This window comes from Priestia sp. JV24 (genome assembly GCF_025910025.1).
Taxonomy (GTDB): domain Bacteria; phylum Bacillota; class Bacilli; order Bacillales; family Bacillaceae_H; genus Priestia; species Priestia megaterium.
The window spans coordinates 15,406-30,380 of sequence record NZ_JAPCIN010000010.1; the positions used below are offsets into that span (position 1 = coordinate 15,406).

The 14,975-nt window shown below is 38.9% G+C and carries 15 protein-coding genes; 8 read left to right on the top strand and 7 right to left on the bottom strand.

Annotation, left to right across the window (positions count from 1 at the left end):
• Positions 1-50: 50 nt before the first annotated feature.
• Genes OK414_RS02980 through OK414_RS02990 form a run of 3 tightly spaced genes read left to right on the top strand, consistent with a single transcriptional unit; the run spans position 51 to position 4,944 of the window.
• The gene (locus tag OK414_RS02980) at positions 51-1,235 is read left to right on the top strand and encodes an exonuclease SbcCD subunit D (protein WP_263045745.1); all 1,185 of its coding nucleotides are present in this window, start codon (positions 51-53) and stop codon (positions 1,233-1,235) included.
• A complete protein-coding gene (locus tag OK414_RS02985) occupies positions 1,232-4,624 on the top strand; it encodes an SbcC/MukB-like Walker B domain-containing protein (RefSeq protein ID WP_263045744.1) in 3,393 nt (1,130 codons plus the stop codon). The genes OK414_RS02980 and OK414_RS02985 overlap by 4 nt, the downstream gene beginning before the upstream one ends.
• A gap of 14 nt (positions 4,625-4,638) precedes the next feature.
• Complete coding sequence (locus OK414_RS02990) at positions 4,639-4,944, top strand: HNH endonuclease (protein ID WP_013081707.1); 306 nt, start codon at positions 4,639-4,641, stop codon at positions 4,942-4,944.
• A 46-nt stretch (positions 4,945-4,990) separates the two neighbouring features.
• Here the strand turns inward: OK414_RS02990 and OK414_RS02995 are convergent, their stop codons facing one another.
• From OK414_RS02995 to OK414_RS03020, 6 genes are all read right to left on the bottom strand, one after another.
• On the bottom strand, positions 4,991-5,209 hold the full coding sequence (locus OK414_RS02995) for a spore germination protein (RefSeq protein ID WP_016763004.1): 219 nt from the start codon (positions 5,207-5,209) through the stop codon (positions 4,991-4,993).
• A gap of 50 nt (positions 5,210-5,259) precedes the next feature.
• Complete coding sequence (locus OK414_RS03000) at positions 5,260-5,700, bottom strand: spore germination protein GerPE (RefSeq protein ID WP_047931028.1); 441 nt, start codon at positions 5,698-5,700, stop codon at positions 5,260-5,262.
• 12 nt (positions 5,701-5,712) lie between these two features.
• Complete coding sequence (locus OK414_RS03005) at positions 5,713-5,889, bottom strand: hypothetical protein (RefSeq protein ID WP_013055355.1); 177 nt, start codon at positions 5,887-5,889, stop codon at positions 5,713-5,715.
• Positions 5,886-6,602 (bottom strand): spore germination protein GerPC, encoded by a 717-nt coding sequence (gerPC, locus tag OK414_RS03010; protein ID WP_128821271.1) that lies wholly within the window; start codon positions 6,600-6,602, stop codon positions 5,886-5,888. Before gerPC ends, OK414_RS03005 begins: the two co-directional genes overlap by 4 nt.
• Positions 6,603-6,691: 89 nt before the next feature.
• On the bottom strand, positions 6,692-6,967 hold the full coding sequence (locus OK414_RS03015) for a spore germination protein GerPB (protein ID WP_016763006.1): 276 nt from the start codon (positions 6,965-6,967) through the stop codon (positions 6,692-6,694).
• A 30-nt stretch (positions 6,968-6,997) separates the two neighbouring features.
• Positions 6,998-7,219 (bottom strand): spore germination protein, encoded by a 222-nt coding sequence (locus OK414_RS03020; RefSeq protein ID WP_013055358.1) that lies wholly within the window; start codon positions 7,217-7,219, stop codon positions 6,998-7,000.
• Positions 7,220-7,417: 198 nt separating this feature from the next.
• Between OK414_RS03020 and OK414_RS03025 the strand changes: the two genes are divergently transcribed.
• Together OK414_RS03025 and OK414_RS03030 are read left to right on the top strand one after the other, a co-directional pair.
• Positions 7,418-8,590 carry a DUF418 domain-containing protein gene (locus OK414_RS03025; RefSeq protein WP_263045743.1) on the top strand — a complete coding sequence of 391 codons (1,173 nt, stop codon included), beginning with the start codon at positions 7,418-7,420 and terminating at the stop codon, positions 8,588-8,590.
• Positions 8,591-8,668: 78 nt separating this feature from the next.
• Positions 8,669-9,016 carry a DUF1516 family protein gene (locus OK414_RS03030; RefSeq protein ID WP_013081713.1) on the top strand — a complete coding sequence of 116 codons (348 nt, stop codon included), beginning with the start codon at positions 8,669-8,671 and terminating at the stop codon, positions 9,014-9,016.
• A gap of 41 nt (positions 9,017-9,057) precedes the next feature.
• On the opposite strand, the gene OK414_RS03035 is transcribed toward OK414_RS03030, so the two are convergent.
• A complete protein-coding gene (locus OK414_RS03035) occupies positions 9,058-9,618 on the bottom strand; it encodes a DUF2777 domain-containing protein (protein ID WP_013055361.1) in 561 nt (186 codons plus the stop codon).
• 171 nt (positions 9,619-9,789) lie between these two features.
• Here OK414_RS03035 and asnB point away from each other — a divergent pair, with 171 nt between their 5' ends.
• The 3 genes from asnB to OK414_RS03050 all read left to right on the top strand — a co-directional run bounded on the left by asnB (position 9,790) and on the right by OK414_RS03050 (position 14,940).
• On the top strand, positions 9,790-11,637 hold the full coding sequence (gene asnB, locus OK414_RS03040; protein WP_205662283.1) for an asparagine synthase (glutamine-hydrolyzing): 1,848 nt from the start codon (positions 9,790-9,792) through the stop codon (positions 11,635-11,637).
• A 316-nt stretch (positions 11,638-11,953) separates the two neighbouring features.
• The gene (locus OK414_RS03045) at positions 11,954-13,486 is read left to right on the top strand and encodes a phytoene desaturase family protein (protein WP_263045742.1); all 1,533 of its coding nucleotides are present in this window, start codon (positions 11,954-11,956) and stop codon (positions 13,484-13,486) included.
• A complete protein-coding gene (locus OK414_RS03050) occupies positions 13,483-14,940 on the top strand; it encodes a phytoene desaturase family protein (RefSeq protein ID WP_034654431.1) in 1,458 nt (485 codons plus the stop codon). Before OK414_RS03045 ends, OK414_RS03050 begins: the two co-directional genes overlap by 4 nt.
• Positions 14,941-14,975 lie beyond the last annotated feature (35 nt).

The window sequence follows — 14,975 nt, forward strand, 5'->3', positions numbered from 1 at the left end:
AAGAAGAAGGCGATAGTCTTCTTCTTTTTCACCAATAAGGAGAGAGTGACATGCGTTTATTACATACAGCGGATTGGCATTTGGGGCGAACGTTAGAAGGTCGAAGCCGCCTGGCTGAGCAAGCACAGTTTTTAGATGAACTGGCAGACATTGTGGAAGAAGAAAAGATAGATGCTATTCTTATGGCGGGAGATGCCTTTGATACGGTTAACCCTCCAGCAGCGGCAGAGCAGCTTTTTTACGAAAGTATGTCTAGGTTGAGCAACAATGGAAAACGTCCGATTATTGTTATTGCAGGTAATCATGATAACCCAGATCGGCTGTCGGCGGCTTCTCCATTAGCTGTTCATCAAAATATTACGCTTCTTGGTTTGCCTACTACCGATGTAGAGAGCATTTACATTCCTACATCAGATGAAATGTTAAAGGTTGCGGCTCTTCCTTACCCATCTGAATCAAGGTTAAAGGAACTGTTAGCAGAAGAAAATGATGAGCTGGCTCTTCGAAACTCATATGATGCCAGAGTAAAAGGTATTTTCGACAAAATGAGTGAGCAGTTCACCACAGATAGCGTTAATATTGCCATGAGTCATATTTACGTAGCAGGCGGAAGTTCAACAGACTCAGAACGTCCAATTGAAGTAGGAGGAGCTTATACGGTGGCGGCAACTAGTTTACCTGCTAATGCTCAATATGTAGCATTAGGACATTTGCATCGCCCGCAAATGATCAATCGCGCCAGCACCTTTGCAAGATATTCCGGTTCACCTCTTGCCTATAGTTTTTCAGAGTCAGGCTATGCAAAGTCCATTACCATTTTAGATGCTAAGCCAGGAAAAGAGATTGAGATGACTGAAATTCCATTATCCAGCGGAAAGCCTTTGACACGTTGGAAAGCGAAAAACGGATTGTCAGAAGTATATACGTGGCTTGATGAGCAAAAAGATACGCAGGCATGGGTTGATTTAGAAGTTCACGTAGAAGATGCACTTTCACTAGAAGAAATCCATCGCCTTCGCAAGCTTCATCCAGGCTTTATTCATATCCGTCCGGTATTCAAAGCAGAAGAACTAGCGCTTGAAACAAGTTCACAGCGCGAAGTGCCGATCGAAGAACTGTTTACAAAGTTCTACAGCAGGCAAACCGGCGGAGGGGCACCTGACACTGAATTAGTCAAACTGTTTTTAACCTTGATTAACGATGAGGAAGTATCGGAAAAGGAGGATGAAAAATGAAACCTATTAACTTGACCGTTTCGGGGCTTCACAGTTTTAGAGAAAAACAAACTGTCGATTTTGAAGCGCTGTGTTCAGGCGGTGTGTTTGGAATATTTGGTCCTACAGGAAGCGGGAAATCCTCCATTTTGGATGCCATTACACTAGCTTTATATGGAAAAGTAGAGCGTGCAGCCAATAATACACAAGGAATTTTAAATCACGGGGAAAATGAACTGAAAGTATCGTTTACGTTCGAGCTGGAAAACGCTAGTCATAAAAAACGCTATACTGTTGAACGAAGCTTTAAACGGACTGATGAGCTTCGTGTAAAATCAGCTTCAAGTCGATTGATTGAAATCGAAGATGAAACGTACGTATTAGCAGATAAAACAAATGATGTAAACCAGCAGGTACAGGAGCTTCTTGGTTTAACAATTGATGATTTTACAAGAGCTGTTGTATTACCGCAAGGAAAATTTGCGGAGTTTTTATCGTTAAAAGGAACGGAGCGTCGTCAAATGCTTCAGCGTCTTTTTAATCTCGAGCAGTACGGAGATCAGCTTAGTAAGAAAATACGCTATCAAGTTCAGCAGCTAAAGACAGACCTAGATAAAATCACGGCAGAACAAACGGGATTAGGTGAGGCTTCAACAGAGAAAGTAACGGAAGCGGAGCAGCTTGTAAGTGATAGCATTATACTTTTGGAAAAACGAGAAAAAGAAGCGTCTGATTTGCAGGAAAGATACGATCAGCAGGCGTCTCTCTGGAAAGCGCAGCAGGAAAAAGCACTGATAGAAGAAAAACTAGTACATGCTTCTAAGCAGGAAGAGGAGATTAGACAAAAGCAAGATGTGGTGACGAAAGCTCAGCAGGCAGAACGTCTTTTTCCCTATTTAGAAACATTTGAACAAGCTGAAAAGCAGCAGAAGCTTTACGAAGATAAAGTAGAAAAATTAAAAGCACAAATTGTTCAAAAAAGTGAGGAATATAAGCGATCAAATAATTTATATGAGCAGGCTCGCTTACAAAAAAATGAACAGCAGCCCAAATTAGTTGTTCAAAAAGAACAGCTTCAACAAGCTTCTGATCTTCAAAAACAAATTAAAGAAGGACAGCAAGAAATAAAAGAAGCGGAAGTTTCTCTTCAGCAAAAGCAGCAGGCACTTCAAGCGAAAAATGATGAATTAATGGAAGCAGATAAGCGGTATCAGCAAGGCTTGACTCTTCAAAAAGAGTTAAAAGAAGCATTAACAAAAGTGGAAATTCAACCTGATTATCGGCAGGCTGTTCAGCAAGCATTTTATCGTTATCAAGTATGGAATAACGATAAAAAAAATCTAGATGAAGGTCAAAAAACGTATAAAGAAAAAGCCGAACAGCTTAAGCATTTGCACACACAAAAACAAACACACCAAGAGAGATATCAGCAAACAATAGAACAAAGTAAAGGGTTATTTGCAGATATTCAAGGCTTGTATCACACCGTATGTGAGCGTGAAAAAGAGTTTCAGCAGCTTTTTCAACAAGCAGATCGTTTAATGAGCGATCTAAAAAGACGCAAAGAAAAAGAATGGTCACGCCGTCTGGCTCATCAATTAGCTGAGCAGCTGACCCAAGGTGAGCCTTGTCCAGTTTGTGGCTCTGAGAATCACCCTAACCCCGTATTACACCAACAAGAAGATGACATCACAACTGAATCAGCGGATCAGTTCGAAGATCAAGTTAATCAATTGCGTGAACAGCGATTTAGCTATTCGTCGCTCAAAATGCAGCTTGAACAGCTAGCTAAACCTCTTGTTGAAAAAATACCTGAGTTAGCTGAGTTTATGAACGAAGCTGGCGAAGTTCCTGCTTTAGGAGAAATGGATACAGATGCCTTTGGGCATTATGCTAAGAAAATAGAAGTTGAAATCAAATCTCTTGAGCAGGATTATTTGCAGGTAAGTGAAAAACAGCAAGCAATTCTCGGGCAGATACAAAAGGTCCAGCAAAGTCTTGAAAAGATTGAATTAGAGCTTGCTCATTATCAAAAAGAACAAGCTGAATTAGAAGGAAAAGTAAATCAGCAAAAACAGGTGCTACAAGCAGGAAAAGAAGCTTTTCAACAAGACTATCCTTCCTTTGTATTTAAAGAGATGGAAAAAATTAATGAAAGGCTGACTGAAAGAGAAAAAGAAGAGCAGACAATAAAGGCTCGAATTGAAAAAAGCAGCGTATTTTTTGAAAATCAGCAAAAGAAAATCGAACGTCTAAAAGAAGAGAAATATGCGGGCGAAAAAGAATTTACAGAATTAAAAGCAATGCTGTCTCATAAACAATCTCTTGTTCACTCGCAAATTGAACGCTTGCGTACGCTTACAGATCAAGAAGATATTGAACAGGCGTTGCAAAAAACACTTCTTTTACTTGCGGAGTTAGAGACGAATGAACAGCAGGCATATCAACATTGGCAGACTGTTCAAAAAGCGTATCAAACGCTGCAAATGGATGAAAAAGCAGCGAGCGAATCTCTAGAAACAGCTTATATGCAGTATAAAAAAGCAGCTGAAAAATGGGAAGAAGCTATAGGGAATTCTTTATTCAGCGAAGGAAAAGAAGTTCAGCAAGCTTTGTTATCACATGATGAGATGAAATTGTTGGATGAAACTGTTCAGGCTTATTGGGACAACATAAAACAGATGAAGTCATCAATTGAAAAGTTAAATATCCAGCTGAATCACCAGTCCATAGAAGAGCAGCAATTTGAAGAAACTCAGCAGCTGCTTCATGATATAAAAGCGGCTGTGAAAGAAGCCGTTCAGCTCAAGGGAGCAGCTGAGCAAACGTTAAAAAGCGTTAAAGAACGACATGAGCGATTTTTAGTGCTTGAACAAGACCGTGAAGAAAAACAAGCGTTATTTGAACAGTATCAAAAGCTTCAAACAGTATTTAAAGGAAATGCTTTCGTGGAATATATTGCTGAAGAACAGCTGATGTCCGTTAGCCGAGATGCTTCAGAGCGTCTGAGTATATTAACACGTCAGCGCTATGCCATTGAAGTTGATTCCCAAGGCGGCTTTATTATGAGAGATGATGCCAATGGAGGCGTAAAACGTCCGGTTTCAACTTTATCTGGTGGAGAGACGTTTTTAACTTCGCTGGCTTTAGCCCTTTCATTATCTGCACAAATTCAGCTAAGAGGAGAATATCCACTGCAGTTTTTCTTTTTAGATGAAGGATTTGGAACACTTGATGGAGAGCTTCTTGATACGGTTGTTACAGCGCTTGAAAAGCTTCAATCAAATAATTTATCAATTGGAGTCATCAGTCACGTTCAAGAACTTCGCGCTCGTCTGCCAAAACGTTTGATTGTTGAGCCATCCGAGCCTTCTGGCAAAGGAACTAGTGTAAGAGTAGAAACTTTATAGGGAAGGAAATCTATATGAAGAAAAAAGACAGGCGGATAGGAACATGCGAATTATGCGGAAGGCAGGATGTCTTGACGACCGTACATCATTTAACGCCAAAGGAAATGGGCGGAGCGTTTGAACCAACGGCAAACTTATGTATTCCGTGTCATAAACAAATTCATGCATTATATACAAATGATGAATTAGCCATTCGTCTTAATACGATTTCTTTATTACAAGCTGATTCTAAAATTAGCTCTTTTATTAAATGGATTCGTAAACAGCCTTCTTCTAAATTACCTAAAACAAAGAAATCAAACAGCCGAAAATCCAAGTGAATAAAAAACCCCTTATCTGCTTTAGTAGCAAAGATAAGGGGTTTTTTTAAGCGTTTGCTGCTATATTTTGATCGAATAAATCTGGATCTAACGTATTTGTTCCTGAAATGCCGTTATTGGTATTAACAAAGTTACCTGTATTTAAGGAACCAGAGCCTGAGGCTGTTTTAGCGGAACTTTTTGGAGAGACGTAGAACGTATCTCCAAACGTTACGACACCGCCTCCGACGCTCGTGATACTAACGGGTCCGATTATTGCTGGCATGAGGTTCACACCCTTTTTTCTTGATATCAGTTTAGTATATGAGCAGCTTGTTAAAAGGTTCGCTCACTGCCGCTAGCTTGTGAAGAAGTACTGCTTGATGTTCCTGTTTCAGTTTCCTTTGAAGGTTCATCGTTGATCAGTTCGCGAATATGCTTAATGCGGGCTTCTGCATAAACATTACACGTTGATCCAATATGAATAACTGACGAGAATGAGCACCCTTTTATATCAATTCTGTTAACGCGGATCAAAGGTATTTCATTCCATGTTTGAACGGGAATAGGTTCGTAATCGCCATGAGGAATAGGCTCATTAAAGATAGCGTAATCATCAAAGTTTCCTTCTCGACCGTAGAAAAACGGATACTGTCTCCGATCAGCTAAAGCTTTATTAAGTAGATGAATTTCTGTTGAATCTCCAATTTGGCAAAAGGAGCTCGCCGACAAGGAATTAATTTCTATATAATTAACAGAAGATGTGCGTGAAAGCATAGGTAAGCTCCTTTATGATAACGATAGTGGAACGTAAGGGCCGATAATCAAAGATTCAGCCGGCGTATCAAATGTTGAGGATAGAGAGATGTAATTGGCATCACCAATTAAAAAAAGAGAAGAAGAAGATACGCCTGTAATACTAACGTCTCCAACAAGCAATTCGCGGTTTACAACGTTAAAGTTCATGAAGGGGGTCCACCTTTCTTTAAAGATTCAGGTAAATACGTTAAAAATGCATCAATTCCTTTTTTCATATCTTCATAAAGTTTACCGATAATTTGAGGTTTAATTTGTTCAAAATTTCGTTCCATTTCTTCCGGCTGAACTTGCTGTATATAAAAAGTAATCCGCTGCTGCAGCTGCTTTTTAATATCTTCTAAAATAAACTCGTAGTACGATTCATCAATCATCATCGAGCGCTCATCAAGCACATGTTGAACTATAGAAAATCCATATTGATTAAGCTCAGCTAAAATCGTTTCGTGGATATCAGAGACCCACTGTTTTTCTAGCTGGCGGTCCAATGGTTTTAAGCTAGGATTTTGTGGTCCAGGACCTCCGGGTTGTCCCGGCTGCTCACCTTGAGGCGGCTGCCCTTGTGGCTGAGCTCCTTGCGAAAACGTTACTTCTGGTTTCTCATTGATAATGATATCTTCTAAATTATCAGGCGTAAGAGGGTTTAATCCAATATTTAATGTTCCATCTAATGAATCAATTTTTAACTGTTCAAATTTATATTCAATTTTATCAATTTTAATAGGTGGCTGTTCACCTAACTCTTTTATTTTTTTCTGAAGTTCTTGTACGTTTTTTTCAAGCTGAGCAATGCGTCCTTCTTGCTGCTGAATATACGAAGACATTTGCTGAACATACTGATATACTTGCTGAATATAGTCCATGTTATCCACCTTCAATCACCTCGATTCCCTTATCTTCTGATAAAGAAAATAGTTATATATATACATATGGCGATGAAGGTTGTAACATGTCAGTCGTTGTCTCGAACTGGGGGAGTTAACGACTGTGAGAAAGGAGCTGGGGCAGTGCCCGCGCCGGTTCCGGGAGTAAAGGTAGAAGGGGAAACAGATCCAAGAATGCCTTTTTTTGTTTCAGTAGGTGCAGCGCCTGTAAACCCTCCTGTATTAAAGAGATTTGAGTTGGGTTTAATGACACCGACGCTTCCAATTTGAAGTACCGAAGAGTTACTTACAGCACTGATTTTCATACTTTGAATACAGATACTTTGATTCACATAAAAGTTCATAAGCATCCTCCTGTATGAGCTTCATTTCTATTATAGATTTCCAGCGACATTTTGATCATTTACGTCATTGTCTGACGTATTGGTTGAGCTCTGCTGATTCACAACATATAATCCGTCACCTGTATTAAACGAACCTGCGCCAGCAAATGTTTTAGCAGTGGAAATAGGGGCTATTGTATAAACATCTCCAATATGAAAGACGCTGGCTGAACCAACACTGTTAAGATTAACAACACCAACAATGGCAGGCATAGGCAAACACCCTTTTAATTTAGTCTAGTAACAGCATATGAAGCCTAGACAAAAAGGTGATTAATGCTTTTTCTTTATCTATATGCCGAGAGTAAGCAAAACATTAAAGAGAGGAATGGAAATAGTAAACATTGAAGAAAAACTTTTGCGTTCGATATAATGTGAAAGCAATAATGAAATAATGTAAGGTGTGAAAGAATGAAACGTTTCAAAATGAACGCAGCTGATAAAGAACAGCGCATTGAGGCAGCAGATGTATTAAAAGGAATCGCGCTTATTGGTATTTTGCTCATGAACATGCCGAATTTTTATTCACCTGCTTCCTATTACGACCATAATTTGTTGGACGGTTCAAGAATGAATTATGTTGCTAATGGATTGGTTGATGTAGTTGTAGGGCAGACAGGCTACGCGCTGCTCGCTATTTTGTTTGGATTTGGTTTTATGAAAATGTTCCAACGTACATACGAAAGGCAAGTAAGCTTTACTCCTTTTTATGTACGAAGAATCACGGCTTTGCTTCTTGTTGGTGCTATTCATGCTTTATTTATTTGGTACGGTGATATGATTGTGATGTACAGCTTCTTCGCTTTGATGATGCTATTTTTTCAAGAAGCAAAGAAAGAAGTGTTATTATCGTGGGGAATCGGAATATTGAGCATTTATGCTGTGATTATGATTGTTATTTTAACAGCAGCGGCTTTTGTTAACGAAGGAGAGACAGCAGCGGGAATTCACCAGCCTATTATTGACCAGGCGCTTCAAGCATATGGACACGGAAGTCTTGTGTCAATCTTTCATCAGCGCTTGCTTGATTGGTACTACGCGTATAATTTAAATACGGTTCCTTTTCTGTTTTTATCGCTATTTCCACTGTTTTTATTAGGCGGTTTTATGGCAAAAAGCGAGTGGTTCGAAGAAATAGAAGAATATATAGTGGAGACAAAGTGGCTTTGTCTTATTTCATTCATCGTGTATGCAGCATCATCTGTATTGCCGTATGTTTTAGATCACAATGTAGCGACATCGTATATTCACGATACAATCGGAGGAACGGCAGGAGCAATTTTTATTGTAACGTTGGTCACATTAGCTATGCGAAGTGTATCTATTCAAAAAGTCATGCAGCCATTTGCCCTTTTGGGGAGAATGATTTTAACTAATTATATTGTCCAGTCCATTGTATGCACATTTCTTTTTTACTCATATGGGTTAGGATACTACGGACATATTTCAATTGTAGAAGGCTTGGCTATTGCGGGGATTATCATTTTTATTCAACTGCTGGGAAGCCGGATATGGATGAGCCTATTTTCAGATGGACCCCTTGAAAAACTCATTCGGTATGCTACTTATGGACGCAGCCGCTAAAAATCCTTTTCCTTCCTTATATTATTGGTGAAGGAAAGGTTTTCATGATATGATATTTTCAGAAAGGACGTGAGATGAATGGCTCCACTACATATTCATGTAACGCTTTGGACATTATTAATTATCTCGTTTGTGGTTTCGTTGATTTTACATCGAGCAGGTAAAGCTAAAGGTCAAAAAATCCTACATATGGTGGCGAGACTCCTATACTTATTAGTATTAGTATCAGGTCTGCATATGTTAGCGGCTTGGTACCATTTTCAAGGCGCAGCGCTCATTAAAGGAATTGCCGGAGTGTTAGTGCTTGTGGGAATGGAAATGGTACTTGTTCGTACTGAAAAAAGAAAGCGTACAGGCGTTGCTTGGGGAGTACTTGTAATTGCGCTTATCTTAGTATTCTATTACGGATATGTCGTACTAGGATAAGAAAAAAGCTATCTTGGATAAGATAGCTTTTTTCTTTTGCTTTAATCTAAAAAAAGATTCATTGAACGTTCTCCATCATTAACGGTATATTCAAATCGATCTAGGTGATGCGTGCCTCGTTCGAATAAATGCTGAACGGCACAAATTTTTTCCTCATTGTCATAAATGATAAAATTAGCACCTTTTGTATCACCGTCTGTCGGTAAAAAACATAATGTGTTGTGACAGTAAATACAATCATAAAGAGAGAATTTTAATGAATTTAAGTGCTGAGTGAATGATAAAAAGGTCTCTTTCGGTAGTGATTGAAGAAGCTGTTCGTATGCATAAGGTAGCTTTTTAGTCAGTCTTAGCTTATCCCCATTTCGCAATAAATACGTTCCATCGTGAAGCTTTATTTGACGGTCATCAACCATAATGGCTTTTTCCCAGCGTGTATCAATAAGAAGTTCTAAGGTATCATCCATTACTTCATGGAGCATGGAAGCTTCGTCACTTTCATCTTCAAAGAAAATCCACTGTGAATCAACACATTCAACCGTACCAATCACGAAGGAACGCGGCTGATTGTTCAGAGCTTGTTGTTTAGAATAATGATTCATAATCAAACCTCCGTGTGAAATTTATCCATATTTTTTTATTGCCTAAAAAAGCTCTCTTTATAACTCGAAAGTGAAAATAAAATATAAGGACAATTCAACTGTAACTATTGCGTGCATACAATGGCATTATTTCATTCATAAACAAGAGCGTGAAAGAAAGGATGATAAACGATGTGTGGTATAACGGGTTGGGTCGACTTAAAGCGATCGCTTTTAAATGAAACAGCAACAATAACAAAAATGGCTGACACTTTATCGAAAAGAGGTCCTGATGACACCAACGTATGGACACAGCAGCATGTTGCTTTTGGGCACAAACGCTTAGTTGTAGTAGATCCTCAAGGCGGAAGACAGCCCATGACAAGAGAAAAAAATGAACAGCTCTATACGCTTTGCTATAATGGAGAGCTTTACAACACGGAAGATATTCGGAAAGAATTACTAAAAAGAGGTTATCAATTTCAGGGACATTCAGATACGGAAGTACTTTTAACATCTTATATAGAATGGAAAGAATCATGCGTAGATCATTTTAACGGTATCTTTGCTTTTTCAATCTGGGATGAAGCCAATGAAAAGTTATTTATAGCACGCGACAGAATGGGAGTGAAGCCCTTATTCTATCGATCTTATGAAGGTGGAATTCAATTTGCATCGGAATTAAAAGCGATATTAGCTCACCCTGAGGTGAAAGCGGAAGTAGGATTAGATGGATTAGCAGAAGTGTTTGGCTTAGGACCTTCTCGTTCTCCCGGCCACGGCGTATTTAAAGAAATAAATGAATTACGCCCGGCTCACGCGCTCACGCTTACTCGTAACGGGTTGAAAATTTGGCGATACTGGAACGTGAAAAGTGAGCAGCATACAGATGATTTAGGTGAAACTACAGAAAAAGTTAAATTTTTAGTGCAAGACGCGATTGTAAGACAGCTAGTGTCGGATGTCCCGGTTTGTACATTTTTATCAGGTGGAGTAGATTCAAGTGCCATTACAGCAATTGCTGCAAATGCGTTCAAAGAAAGCGGCAAGGGCTCTCTTCATACGTATTCTATCGATTATGAAGATAATGATAAATTTTTTAAAGTAAATGAGTTTCAGCCAAATTCTGATGGAACTTATATCAAGCTCATGTCGGATACGTTTCAAACAAATCATCACCGCTGCATTATTTCAACGGAGGACCTTGTGCAGCATTTAACAGAGGCTGTAGAGGTGAGAGACCTTCCTGGAATGGCTGATGTAGATTCATCGCTGCTTTGGTTTTGCCGTGAAATCAAACAAGATTTTGTTGTGAGCTTATCAGGAGAATGTGCGGATGAAATTTTTGGAGGATATCCGTGGTTTCACCGAAAACATGATTTGTCTTCGGATACCTTCCCATGGATGCGTTCATTAGACGCTCGAATTGATTTGCTGCAAAGTTCATGGAGAAAGAAATTACAGTTAGAAGATTATGTGCGTGCAAGATATGAAGAAACATTAAAGGAAGTGCCTGAATTAGAAGGTGAATCGTTAGAAGATGCGCAGCGGAGAAAGCTGTTTTATTTAAATCAGATTTGGTTTATGACAACTTTATTAGATCGTAAAGATCGTATGAGCATGGGTGCGAGCTTAGAAGTACGCGTACCTTTTGCAGATCATCGCCTTGTGGAATATGCATGGAATATTCCGTGGGAGATGAAAATGACGGGCAATAAAGAGAAGGGGATTTTACGAAAAGCGCTTGAAGGAATTTTGCCTCATGACGTTCTTTATCGCAAGAAAAGCCCTTATCCTAAAACGCATAACCCAGCTTATACAAAAGCTGTAACTGTATGGCTTCAATCTCTTTTACAAGATAAACAGTCACCTCTTCATGAATTTTTTGATAAACAACAGTTAAAGCATATTATTGATACAGGCGGAGAAGGATTTAAAGCACCGTGGTTTGGTCAATTAATGACAGGACCTCAGCTACTAGCTCATCTAGCTCAAATTCACGTCTGGTTTAATCACAATAATATTCAAATTGTGGAATGACAGGACCCTCTCAGTACAGAGGGTTTTTTTTATGGAATAAAGTCATCTGTTTCTCTTTTTTGTACGTTTAACTAGAGAAGAAGACCGCAGTCTATTTTTGTATAACTTTACATAGATATAAAATAAAAGCTTGAAAGCACCAAATAAAGGGAAAGTGTACTGAAACCCTGGAAAAATGGTACAAACGTCATATTTTAATGGTTTAGTTATTGGTAATTTTATGATTCGAATAAAGACAAGCAGTTTATCGTTGTGTTTAATAATAAAGATTTGTATAATGTTTGTATAACTATTGTATAGGGTTAGGAGTGTATGTATGCAAAAAAACGTAATCGTGATTGGAGCAGGTCCAGGAGGACTAGCGGCAGCGATGCTGTTAGCAAGTCATGGCTATAAAGTAGATGTATATGAAAAGCAAGGATACGTGGGCGGGCGAAATTCAGCGATTAAAATGTCGGGTTATACGTTTGATATGGGTCCTACATTTTTGAGCATGCCACAGATTTTTGAAGAATTATTTCAAGCTGCTAATCGCAATGCGCATGATTATATGGACTTAAAACGTCTAAATTCCATGTATGAGCTTATTTTCGATGATGCGCAGATTCAGATGACGGATAACCATAAAAAGATGAAAGAAGAAATCGAACGTTTATACCCAGGAAACGGAGAAGGCTATGAGCGCTTTATGAAAGACACCGAAGCAAAGATGGCGGCTTTGCTGCCTTTATTGCAGGGCGAGATGGATCGTTTTCATCACTATTTAAAGCCTGAAGCAATTCGAGCACTGCCGCATTTATCCTTAGGTAAAACGCTCTATGATGTACTTGGCAAGTATTTCACTGATGAGAAATTGAAATTAGCTTTTACTTTTCAATCGAAGTACTTGGGAATGTCCCCTTGGGAATGTCCAGGAGCCTTTTCTATTTTATCGTTTATGGAACACGCTTACGGTATCTTCCATCCAATAGGAGGAGTAAACCAACTATCTCAAGCAATGGCAAAAGTAGTGGAAGAACATCAAGGGCACATCCACTTAAACCAAGGGGTCCAAAAACTATGGATTGAAAATAAGAGAGTAAAAGGAATTATTCTAGAAAATGGAGAGCGAATAGGGGCAGACGACGTCATTATCAATGGAGATTTTGCTCATGCCATGACGAATTTAATAGATGAAGGTACCCTTAAAAAATATGCAGTTAAAAAACTTGAAAAGAAAAAATACTCTTGTTCTACTTTCATGATTTATCTAGGCATAGACAAACAGTACAAAGACCTGCCTCATCACACGATTGTGTTCGCTGAAGATTATAAAAAAAATGTAGAAGAGATCACAAAAACGCTAGCTCTTTCAGAGGACCCTTCTATCTACATCCAAAACCCAGGTGTAACAGACCCAACTTTAGCACCGGAAGGAAAGTCTGCTCTTTATATTTTAGCGCCGGTTCCAAATAATTTCAGCGGTGTAAACTGGGATGAAAAACAAAAAGATTTTCGGGATGCAGTATTAAAAATTGTAGAAAAGAAAACGGGTTTCAAGGATTTAGAGAGTCATATTGAAGTTGAAAAAATCATTTCACCAAAGCAGTGGGAAGAAGACGTGCTGGTCTATAAAGGAGCGACATTTAACCTTGGACATCAGCTCACTCAAATGATGGTGCTGCGTCCGCATAATAAATTTGAAGAATTAGAAAACTGCTGGCTAGTTGGAGGAGGAACTCATCCAGGAAGCGGTCTACCAACTATTCTGGAATCATCTCGCATTACGACAAAGCTCATCTTAAAAAGAGACGGACAATTACTGAATGAGCCGTTTAAAACCATGAAGGAAATGGAGAGTGCATTATGAGAACAGCAATTGTTGGAGGCGGCATAGGCGGTTTGATTACCGCTTTGTTATTAAGCAAACGAGGATTTTCTGTTGATATTTTCGAAAAAGAAAACAAGCTTGGCGGCCGGTTGGCGTTTGTAGAAAAAGACGGTTATAAAATTGATGAAGGTCCCACGATTGTCTTACTGCCTTTAATGCTTGAACGTATTTTAGATGAAGCAGGCATTTCCGCTTCTCAATATGAACTAATACGCTGTGATCCACTTTATGATATTCATTTTCCAGACGGTACGACCTATACAAAAAAAGCGATTGAAAAAGATCAGTTAGAGGAAATTAGCCGTTTGTTCCCAGGCGAACAGCAAAACTACCGGCGTTTTATGACTGAATTAAAAAAGCGATTTGAATTAGGAAGTAAGGCATTTTTGGAAAAAACATTTGTAAATAAACGAGATTTTTGGACATGGCAAAACATCAAGGCATTAAAAAAAATGGATGCAAATAAATCAATGAGAAAATTTGTTTCAACGTATTTCCGTGATGAACGTCTAGTAGATGCCTATTCCCTGCAATCTCTCTATATTGGAGGAAATCCTTATTCGGCGCCAGCTATTTATTCCCTTGTTCCTTACAGTGAGCATGCTCATGGCATCTATTACGTAAAAGGCGGATACGCAAGTCTTGTGCCACTTCTTGAAAAGGCGCTGATAGAGCAAGGTGTAAACATTCATTTGAATAAAGCGGTTCAAGAGCTTTCTATATCAGGAGACAAAACGGAAGGGGTTATTGTTGACGAAAAACTTTATTCATTTGATCAAGTTGTTTTAAATGGCGACTTTCCTAATATGGCGAAAATTGCTCGAAAAAAAGAAAAGAAGTATGTGCCTTCGTCCAGCTGTTTACTGCTTTATCTTGGTTTGAAGAGAAAATATGATCATCACAATGTACATCAATACTTTATGGGCAATGATTTAGCTAAACATATGGAAGCAGTGTTTAAGCATAAAACGATTCCTGAAGATCCCGCTATTTATACATTTAATCCCTCTGTTATTGATCCATCGTTAGCCCCTGAAGGGAAAAGTGTGCTATATGCACTTATACCGGTTCCATCAGGTGGCCACATTGATTGGAGCAATCAGCAAGATTTTGTTGATGGAATCATTCGAACTTTAGAAGAAAAAGGGTTTGATGAGCTTCGTAAAAAAATAGAGTGGGTAAAAGTACGCACGCCAAATGATGCTCAAGAATTTGGACTTTACGAAGGAGGAAGCTTTGGTATTGCTCCTGAGCTATTTCAATCAGGCGTATTCAGACCCCAGTACCAGCCGTACGAATATAAAAATGTTTTTGCGGTCGGAGCATCTATTCATCCAGGCGGAGGCGTGCCAATTGTTATGCAAGGAGCAAAAATGTTAGCTGATCATCTTATTGAACAATCATCTGTTCAAACGGTTGCAAAGCTTTCTTAAGATCTTGTAAGCCATAAGGAAATGATGGTTTATCC

Excerpts from the sequence above, each read along its gene's own strand:
- OK414_RS02980 (WP_263045745.1), top strand. The coding sequence starts at position 51 with ATGCGTTTATTACATACAGCGGATTGGCATTTGGGGCGAACGTTAGAA.
- OK414_RS02985 (WP_263045744.1), top strand. The coding sequence starts at position 1,232 with ATGAAACCTATTAACTTGACCGTTTCGGGGCTTCACAGTTTTAGAGAA.
- OK414_RS02990 (WP_013081707.1), top strand. The coding sequence starts at position 4,639 with ATGAAGAAAAAAGACAGGCGGATAGGAACATGCGAATTATGCGGAAGG.
- OK414_RS02995 (WP_016763004.1), bottom strand. The coding sequence starts at position 5,209 with ATGCCAGCAATAATCGGACCCGTTAGTATCACGAGCGTCGGAGGCGGT.
- OK414_RS03000 (WP_047931028.1), bottom strand. The coding sequence starts at position 5,700 with ATGCTTTCACGCACATCTTCTGTTAATTATATAGAAATTAATTCCTTG.
- OK414_RS03005 (WP_013055355.1), bottom strand. The coding sequence starts at position 5,889 with ATGAACTTTAACGTTGTAAACCGCGAATTGCTTGTTGGAGACGTTAGT.
- gerPC (WP_128821271.1), bottom strand. The coding sequence starts at position 6,602 with ATGGACTATATTCAGCAAGTATATCAGTATGTTCAGCAAATGTCTTCG.
- OK414_RS03015 (WP_016763006.1), bottom strand. The coding sequence starts at position 6,967 with ATGAACTTTTATGTGAATCAAAGTATCTGTATTCAAAGTATGAAAATC.
- OK414_RS03020 (WP_013055358.1), bottom strand. The coding sequence starts at position 7,219 with ATGCCTGCCATTGTTGGTGTTGTTAATCTTAACAGTGTTGGTTCAGCC.
- OK414_RS03025 (WP_263045743.1), top strand. The coding sequence starts at position 7,418 with ATGAAACGTTTCAAAATGAACGCAGCTGATAAAGAACAGCGCATTGAG.
- OK414_RS03030 (WP_013081713.1), top strand. The coding sequence starts at position 8,669 with ATGGCTCCACTACATATTCATGTAACGCTTTGGACATTATTAATTATC.
- OK414_RS03035 (WP_013055361.1), bottom strand. The coding sequence starts at position 9,618 with ATGAATCATTATTCTAAACAACAAGCTCTGAACAATCAGCCGCGTTCC.
- asnB (WP_205662283.1), top strand. The coding sequence starts at position 9,790 with ATGTGTGGTATAACGGGTTGGGTCGACTTAAAGCGATCGCTTTTAAAT.
- OK414_RS03045 (WP_263045742.1), top strand. The coding sequence starts at position 11,954 with ATGCAAAAAAACGTAATCGTGATTGGAGCAGGTCCAGGAGGACTAGCG.
- OK414_RS03050 (WP_034654431.1), top strand. The coding sequence starts at position 13,483 with ATGAGAACAGCAATTGTTGGAGGCGGCATAGGCGGTTTGATTACCGCT.